Below are 7645 nucleotides of genomic sequence, written 5' to 3' on the forward strand. Positions count from 1 at the left end.
TCGAAACCGTTCACTCGTTCACCAACGACCAGAACCTGATCGACAACTTCCACAAAGGCAGCCGTCGTGGTCGTGCCGCCACCCTGAACATGGTCATCACCGAAACCGGCGCGGCCACCGCAGCCGCCAAGGCGCTGCCAGTGCTCAAGGGCAAGCTGACCGGCAACGCCATTCGCGTGCCGACGCCAAACGTGTCCATGGCCATTCTGAACCTGAACCTGGAACACCCGACCTCCCGCGAGGAGATCAACGAGTACCTGCGTCAGACGGCCATGCATTCGGAGCTGCACAAGCAGATCGACTACGTCAGCTCGCAGGAAGTGGTGTCCACCGACTTCGTCGGCTCGCGCTACGCCGGTGTGGTCGATGCCGAAGCCACCATCGCCAACGACAACCGCGTCGTGCTGTACGTCTGGTACGACAACGAGTTCGGCTACAGCTGCCAGGTCGTGCGTGTGATGGAAGACATGGCTGGGGTCAACCCGCCTGCATTCCCGCGCTGATCGGCGTGTAGCGTGTGGACGATACGGGAGCCCTAGGGTTATTACCGGTCGTTAAGCGAAATAGCGTTAATTGGGGCTGCTTGGCAGCCCATCGCGGCTGAAGCCGCTCCAACGAACAGGCGCAATCCTGTAGGAGCGGCTTCAGCCGCGATGGGCCGCCAAGCGGCCCCAATTGCTTGACTAACGGACATTGACCCTAAAGGTTCTCGTTTCTCGTGCGGCGCCCGTTGCCCGACTTGGGCTGCAGTGGCGCATCTGGAGCATGAACGGTCGCCAGGGAGCAGGCGTACGACGAACATGTAGTGCAGTCAGAATTGGCCTACGACGCGACCAAGGGTTAATGTGCGCGGCGTTCAGGCTTGTTTAGACTGCAACCCGAATTTTTTCCATGCCGCTGCGGCGACATGGCCAAGCCCCGCGGCCATTGGGCCGCCGGGCCCGTTCTGAAGGAGTACGCATGGCTGTCTACAACTACGACGTGGTGGTGCTGGGGTCCGGCCCTGCCGGTGAAGGCGCGGCAATGAACGCGGCCAAGGCCGGGCGCAAGGTGGCAATGGTCGACAGCCGTCGCCAGGTCGGCGGCAACTGCACCCACCTGGGCACCATCCCGTCCAAGGCCCTGCGTCACTCGGTGCGGCAGATCATGCAGTTCAACACCAACCCGATGTTCCGTGCCATTGGTGAGCCGCGCTGGTTCTCCTTCCCGGATGTGCTGAAAAGCGCCGAGCGGGTGATTGCCAAGCAAGTGGCCTCGCGCACCGGCTATTACGCCCGAAACCGGGTTGACCTGTTCTTCGGCACCGGCAGCTTCGCCGATGAGCAGACGATCGAAGTGGTCTGCCCGAACGGCGTGGTCGAAACCCTGGTGGCCAAGCACATCATCATCGCCACCGGCTCGCGGCCTTATCGCCCGGCCGATATCGACTTCAACCACCCGCGAGTCTACGACAGCGACACCATCCTCAGCCTCAGCCACACCCCGCGCAAGCTGATCATCTATGGCGCCGGCGTGATCGGCTGTGAATACGCCTCGATCTTCAGTGGCCTGGGTGTGCTGGTGGAGCTGGTCGACAACCGCGGGCAGTTGCTCAACTTCCTCGACTCGGAAATTTCCCAGGCGTTGAGCTACCACTTCAGCAACAACAACATCACCGTACGCCACAACGAAGATTACGAGCGCGTCGAAGGCCTCGACAATGGCGTGGTGCTGCACCTCAAATCGGGCAAGAAGATCAAGGCCGACGCCTTGCTCTGGTGCAACGGCCGGACCGGCAACACCGACAAGCTGGGCCTGGAAAACATCGGCATCAAGGTCAACAGCCGCGGGCAGATCCAGGTGGATGAGAACTACCGCACCGAAGCCAGCACCGTCTATGGCGCGGGCGATGTGATCGGCTGGCCGAGCCTGGCCAGTGCCGCCCACGACCAGGGTCGCTCGGCCGCAGGCAGCATCGTCGACAATGGTAGCTGGCGCTTCGTCGATGACGTGCCGACCGGCATCTACACCATTCCGGAGATCAGCTCGCTGGGCAAGAACGAGCAGGAGCTGACCCAGGCCAAGGTGCCGTACGAGGTGGGCAAGGCGTTCTTCAAGAGCATGGCCCGGGCGCAGATCGCCGGTGAGCCGCAAGGCATGCTGAAGATCCTGTTTCACCGCGAGACCCTGCAAGTGCTGGGTGTGCACTGCTTCGGTTACCAGGCCTCGGAGATCGTGCACATCGGCCAGGCCGTGATGAGCCAGCCGGGCGAGCTGAACAACCTGAAGTACTTTGTCAACACCACCTTCAACTACCCGACCATGGCCGAAGCCTACCGGGTGGCCGCCTACGACGGCCTGAACCGGCTTTTTTGACCGGCTCCGGCCGGTCGCCTGAGCCGGTCGGGGAGAGTGATTTCAGTCTTTGCCGAGGGTGGTCCTGGCCAAACCGGGAAAGTCTGTAATCAGGCTGTCGACCCCAAAATCAGCCAGCCGGTGCATCAGTGCCGGCTCGTTGACCGTCCATACCGACACATGCAGCCCGAGTGCCTGGGCTTTGGCCAGGCGTTCCGGTGTGCACAGCGTCCAATTCAGCGCGAGCAGTTCGCAGCCGTAGTTCTGCGCCACCTTCAAGGGGTCGAGCCAGGCGTAATCGGCGACCAGACCGCGCGCCACATCGGGCACCAGCTCAACGGCCGCCGTCAGCACTTCCCGTGAACCGGAGGTGATGGTGACCTTGTCGAGCATGTCGAATGCCTGCGCCAGCTCGCGAATCGCCAGTACCGTACTGGCGGCGCGGGTGCGCGAGGCGCTCTTGACCTCGAGCTGCCAGTGCTCGAACGGGCATTGCTCGAACAGCGTCTGCAGGGTTGGAATCGGGCAGGGCTGCACCCAGCCTGGGCCACCCTGGCGGGCGTCGTAGGCGATCAGCTCGGCGGCGGTGTGCTCGACCACCTTGCCGCGCCGGCCGGTGGTGCGCTTGAGCGTCGGGTCGTGGATCACCATCAGTTCGTTGTCGGCTGACAGGTGCAGGTCGAGTTCGCAGCGGTTCACGCCATGGGACAGGCACTGGCGGAAGCTGTTCAGGGTGTTCTCGGGGGCTTCGCCCTTGGCGCCGCGATGGCCATAGATGAGTGTCACGTTCGTTCCTTCAGGTCGAGAGAGCAGGGCTCAATGGGTTGGATCGCTGTGTTCGAGGGCCTGGCGGCGTTGCTGTTGCTGACGCTGAAGGATATGCCGGGCCAGCAGCTGGCGCTCGGCGTCGGTCAGGTCGGTGAATTCGGTGCCCAGCGCATAGCTGCCGTCGGTGTGCGCCTGGCAATGGGTGATACGCCCGCGCAGCAGCAGGGCGTGGCCCCTGGGCATCAGCACCATCTGCACCGCGACACGCGTGCCGGGGGCGATCGCCTGGGCGCTGGTGGAATCGAGCCCGCCTTCGCTGAGCATCACCGGCTGCGGTTCGCCCAGTTGTCCCAGCAGGCTGTGCGCAACCAGCGCGCTGAGCAGGTCGACACGCTTGCTCTGGGCGCGCAGGAAGGCGGCGAGGATGCGGTCCTTGTCGCTGAGCTGGCGCAGCAGGTGCTGGCTCTCGAAGTCGGCCAGGTGCAGCTCGCTGAGCAGGCTGACCAATGGTGAAGCCGCTTGCACGAGGTCGGCATCGGCCAGCTCGGCAGCGCTCAGCGGGCTGATTTGCAGTGCGATCGAGTCTTCGATGCGGTAGTATTCGCGGCGTTCTTCTTCGTCTTGAGTCGTCATGGTGAACCCATGTTAGCGGCGATGGTCCGAGTGTAAAGCTGCCAGGTTCTGTCTGGAAAGACTTGAGACGCCGGTCAGGCAAGGGTAAGCGACCGTGGAGGCGGCGTGTACGGATGTACATGTGCATCCCGGGGTCGTTTCAACGCAGCCTGACCCAGCATCAAGGCTTATCAGGTACAACGTGGGCGCCTCGCCATAAAGACGTCCCTTTCCATCCGAACAAGCCCCGACATGTTCAGACCTCTCTTCGTATTCATTGGTACGCGCTACACCCGTGCCAAGCGCCGCAACCATTTCGTTTCGTTCATTTCCCTGACCTCGATGATCGGCCTCGCCTTGGGCGTGGTGGTCATGATCGTGGTGCTCTCGGTGATGAACGGCTTCGATCACGAGATGCGCACCCGCGTGCTCGGCATGATCCCCCACGCCACCCTCGAGTCCGCCCAGCCGATCGACAACTGGCCGGCTGTTGCCGAGCGCGTCAAGCAGAACCGCCAGGTGCTGGAGGTCGCTCCCTTCACCCAGATGCAAGGCCTGCTGACGCATGAAGGCAAGGTGCAGAAGGTGCTGCTCAACGGCGTCGATCCTGCACTCGAGCGCAAGGTCTCGATCATCGACCGCTTCACCCTCGAAGGCAGCCTCGACAAGCTGGCGCCGGGCGAGTGGGGCATCATGATCGGCGACAAGGCCGCGGCCAAGCTGGGCGTGGCGGTCGGTGACAAGCTGACCTTCGTCGCACCGGAAATCAGCGTTACGCCCGCCGGCATGTTCCCGCGCATGAAGCGTTTCACCGTGGTCGGCACCTTTCACGTCGGTGCGGGTGAAATCGACGGCTACCTGGGCCTGACCAATCTCTCCGACCTGTCGCGCCTGCACCGCTGGAAAGCCGATCAGGTCCAAGGCCTGCGCCTGAAGTTCGACGACCTGTTCGAAGCACCGCGCGTGGCCTACAACATCGCCCAGCAGCTGGACGGCGAGTATTACTCGCGTGACTGGACCCGCACCCACGGCAATCTGTACCAGGCCATCCGCATGGAGAAATCCATGATCGGGCTGCTGTTGCTGCTGATTGTGGCGGTGGCGGCGTTCAACATCATTTCCACCCTGGTGATGGTGGTCAACGACAAGCGCGGTGACATCGCCATCCTGCGTACGCTGGGCGCCACACCTGGGCAGATCATGGCCATCTTCATGGTCCAGGGCACCGTGATCGGCGTAGTCGGTACGTTCATTGGCGCCGTGGTCGGCATTCTCGCAGCGCTCAATGTCAGCGCTGTAATCGCCGGCATCGAGCGCCTGATCGGGCATAAATTCCTCAATGCCGACGTCTACTTCATCGATTACCTGCCCTCACGGATCCTGCCCCAGGACGTCTGGATGATCTGCGCTGCGGCCCTGGCCCTGAGTTTCCTCGCCACCCTGTATCCGGCCTGGCGTGCGGCCCGCACCCAGCCTGCAGAGGCGCTACGTTATGAGTGAGTCGCGCATGAGTGATAAAGCCGTATTGAGTTGCCGCAACCTGGGCAAGTCCTACGAGGAAGGCCCCGAATCCGTGCAGGTGCTGGCCAACCTGCAGCTTGAACTGCTGCCGGGCGAGCGCGTGGCGATCGTCGGCAGTTCGGGTTCCGGCAAGAGTACCTTGCTCAACCTGCTGGGCGGCCTCGACACGCCGAGCCAGGGCAGCGTCTGGCTGGCCGGCGAAGAGCTGTCGGCGCTTGGTGAGCGCGCCCGTGGCCTGCTGCGCAACCGCGCGCTGGGCTTCGTCTATCAGTTCCACCACCTGCTGGCCGAATTCACTGCGCTGGAAAACGTCTGCATGCCGCTGCTGATCGGGCGCACGCCCATCCCGGAGGCGCGTGAGCGGGCCAGTGCATTGCTCAAGCGCGTGGGCCTGGGCCATCGCCTCGATCACAAACCGGCCGAGCTGTCCGGCGGTGAGCGTCAGCGTGTGGCGATTGCCCGCGCCCTGGTCAATCGCCCTGGCCTGGTGATGCTCGACGAGCCCACCGGCAACCTCGACCACAACACGGCCCAAGGCATTCAGGAGTTGATGCGCGAGCTGTCGACGTCTTCGCAGACGGCGTTTCTGGTGGTGACCCACGACCTGAACCTGGCGCGCCAGATGGATCGGGTGCTGAGCCTGGAAGATGGTCGCCTGGTGCCGATCTGAAGTGCCGGGCGCCGCATGCGCGGCACTCGCCGCGTTCATGCAGGCCCGGTGCGGATCGCGGCCTGCCGGGCCCGGGCGCTGCCTGAAACGCCTTGATGCTCGGTGTGCGGCGTTGACAGCAGTCTCGCCCGACCTCCGCTCAAGCCGTTTCAGGCAACGCCTGAACAACCGCGTCGGCCACTGACTTTTTTTCACTTATTCACTGGGTGTTCTCGTCCATGTTCAGACCTTTGCCCTTGTTCATCGGTGCCCGTTACACCCGTGCCAAGCGCCGCAATCACTTCATCTCGTTCATCTCCATGACCTCGATGATCGGCCTCTCGCTCGGCGTGCTGGCGATGATCGTGGTGCTGTCGGTGATGAACGGCTTCCAGCGCGAAATGAGCTCACGCATTCTCGGTCTGGTGCCCCACGCCAGCCTGCTCGGCGTGGAGCCGGTGCAAGACTGGCGCAAGGTGGCCGATGTCGCCCTGCGCAACCCTGCCGTGATGGCCGCCGCGCCGATCACCGACATGGAAGGCATGCTCTCGTACAAGGGCGCCATGCAGCCGATCCAGGTCAGCGGCATCGACCCGGCTGAAGAGAGCAAAGTGTCCATCGTTGGCCAGCATATCGTTCAGGGCAGCCTGCAGTCGCTGGTGCCGGGCCAGTACGGTGTGGTGATCGGCGAGCTGACCGCGCGGCGTTTTCGCCTCAACACCGGCGACAAGCTGACCTTGATCGTGCCGGAAATCAGCAAGGCGCCCGGCGGCATCACCCCACGCATGCAGCGCCTGACCGTGGTCGGCATCTTCAAGGTGGGCGCCGAGCTCGATGGCGCGCAGGCCTATATCAACGTGGCCGACGCCAGCGAGATGCAACGCTGGCCCGACGGTAGCGTGCAGGGCGTGCGCCTCAAGCTGCATGACCTGTATGCCGCGCCGCAGGTGTCCAAGGCGATTGCTGCCGAGCTGGGCAGTGCTTACCGCGCTGACGATTGGTCGCACACGCAAGGTAGCCTGTTCAGTGCGATGAAGATGGAAAAGATCATGATCGGCCTCTTGCTGATGATGATCATCGCGGTGGCAGCCTTCAATATCATCGCCACGCTGATCATGGTGGTGAACGACAAGGGCGCGGATATCGCGATCCTGCGCACCATTGGCGCCACGCCCGCGCAGATCATGGGCACGTTCATGGTGCAGGGCTCACTGATCGGTATCGTCGGCACGCTGATCGGGGGTGTGCTGGGCGTCGTGGCAGCGCTCAATGTCAGCCAGATCGTGGGTTGGCTGGAACGGGTCAGTGGCCAGCATATCTTCACCTCCGATGTGTACTTCATCAGCAGCCTGCCGTCTGAACTGCAATGGGGCGATGTGGGGCTGATCTGCACGGCGGGGTTGGTGATGAGCTTCCTGGCGACGGTGTATCCGGCGTATCGGGCTTCGCAGGTGGAGCCGGCGATGGCGTTGCGGTACGAGTGATGCTGAGGGGTTCGGCTGCTGCACTTGAGCTGAGGTGATGGGGTGGCGCAGCCGAACCAAGGCTGCAACCTAGGTCAACCTGCCGGTGCGCAGCGGCTGAATCAGGCCGGCTATGCCGGCCATCGCGGCTGACCGGAGCGCCGGACCGGCCGCTTGTGTCGTGTAGGAGCGACTTTAGTCGCGATGGACGGCGTAGCCGGCCCAGCACAGACACCACCGTACAACTTGGAGGAATGGGATAGCCGCCATTGGGGCGGCTGCGCCGTCCATCGCGACT

6 protein-coding genes and 1 pseudogene are annotated in these 7645 nt (G+C 63.3%); 5 read left to right on the plus strand and 2 right to left on the minus strand.

Features of this window, described 5'->3' with window-relative positions:
* Positions 1-503 (plus strand): annotated as a pseudogene (locus RT028_RS19225) (glyceraldehyde-3-phosphate dehydrogenase); the annotation flags it as partial.
* Positions 504-960: 457 nt separating this feature from the next.
* Complete coding sequence (gene sthA, locus RT028_RS19230; protein WP_312936915.1) at positions 961-2355, plus strand: Si-specific NAD(P)(+) transhydrogenase; 1395 nt, start codon at positions 961-963, stop codon at positions 2353-2355.
* 42 nt (positions 2356-2397) lie between these two features.
* On the opposite strand, the gene RT028_RS19235 is transcribed toward sthA, so the two are convergent.
* Positions 2398-3120, minus strand: coding sequence for a glycerophosphodiester phosphodiesterase (locus RT028_RS19235; RefSeq protein ID WP_312936917.1), 723 nt, complete (start codon positions 3118-3120; stop codon positions 2398-2400).
* Positions 3121-3150: 30 nt separating this feature from the next.
* The gene (locus RT028_RS19240) at positions 3151-3735 is read right to left on the minus strand and encodes a PilZ domain-containing protein (protein ID WP_312936918.1); all 585 of its coding nucleotides are present in this window, start codon (positions 3733-3735) and stop codon (positions 3151-3153) included.
* A 231-nt stretch (positions 3736-3966) separates the two neighbouring features.
* On the opposite strand from RT028_RS19240, the gene RT028_RS19245 reads away from it, so the two are divergent.
* The 3 genes from RT028_RS19245 to RT028_RS19255 all read left to right on the plus strand — a co-directional run bounded on the left by RT028_RS19245 (position 3967) and on the right by RT028_RS19255 (position 7368).
* Positions 3967-5214, plus strand: coding sequence for a lipoprotein-releasing ABC transporter permease subunit (locus RT028_RS19245; RefSeq protein ID WP_312936920.1), 1248 nt, complete (start codon positions 3967-3969; stop codon positions 5212-5214).
* A gap of 7 nt (positions 5215-5221) precedes the next feature.
* A complete protein-coding gene (lolD, locus tag RT028_RS19250) occupies positions 5222-5905 on the plus strand; it encodes a lipoprotein-releasing ABC transporter ATP-binding protein LolD (RefSeq protein ID WP_312936922.1) in 684 nt (227 codons plus the stop codon).
* A 218-nt stretch (positions 5906-6123) separates the two neighbouring features.
* On the plus strand, positions 6124-7368 hold the full coding sequence (locus RT028_RS19255) for a lipoprotein-releasing ABC transporter permease subunit (protein ID WP_312936924.1): 1245 nt from the start codon (positions 6124-6126) through the stop codon (positions 7366-7368).
* The last annotated feature ends 277 nt before the right edge of the window (positions 7369-7645 follow it).

Source organism: Pseudomonas sp. (genome assembly GCF_032058845.1).
Lineage (GTDB): Bacteria > Pseudomonadota > Gammaproteobacteria > Pseudomonadales > Pseudomonadaceae > Aquipseudomonas.

Coding starts and splice junctions, on each gene's coding strand:
- sthA (WP_312936915.1), top strand. CDS start 961: ATGGCTGTCTACAACTACGACGTGGTGGTGCTGGGGTCCGGCCCTGCC.
- RT028_RS19240 (WP_312936918.1), bottom strand. CDS start 3,735: ATGACGACTCAAGACGAAGAAGAACGCCGCGAATACTACCGCATCGAA.
- RT028_RS19245 (WP_312936920.1), top strand. CDS start 3,967: ATGTTCAGACCTCTCTTCGTATTCATTGGTACGCGCTACACCCGTGCC.
- lolD (WP_312936922.1), top strand. CDS start 5,222: ATGAGTGATAAAGCCGTATTGAGTTGCCGCAACCTGGGCAAGTCCTAC.
- RT028_RS19255 (WP_312936924.1), top strand. CDS start 6,124: ATGTTCAGACCTTTGCCCTTGTTCATCGGTGCCCGTTACACCCGTGCC.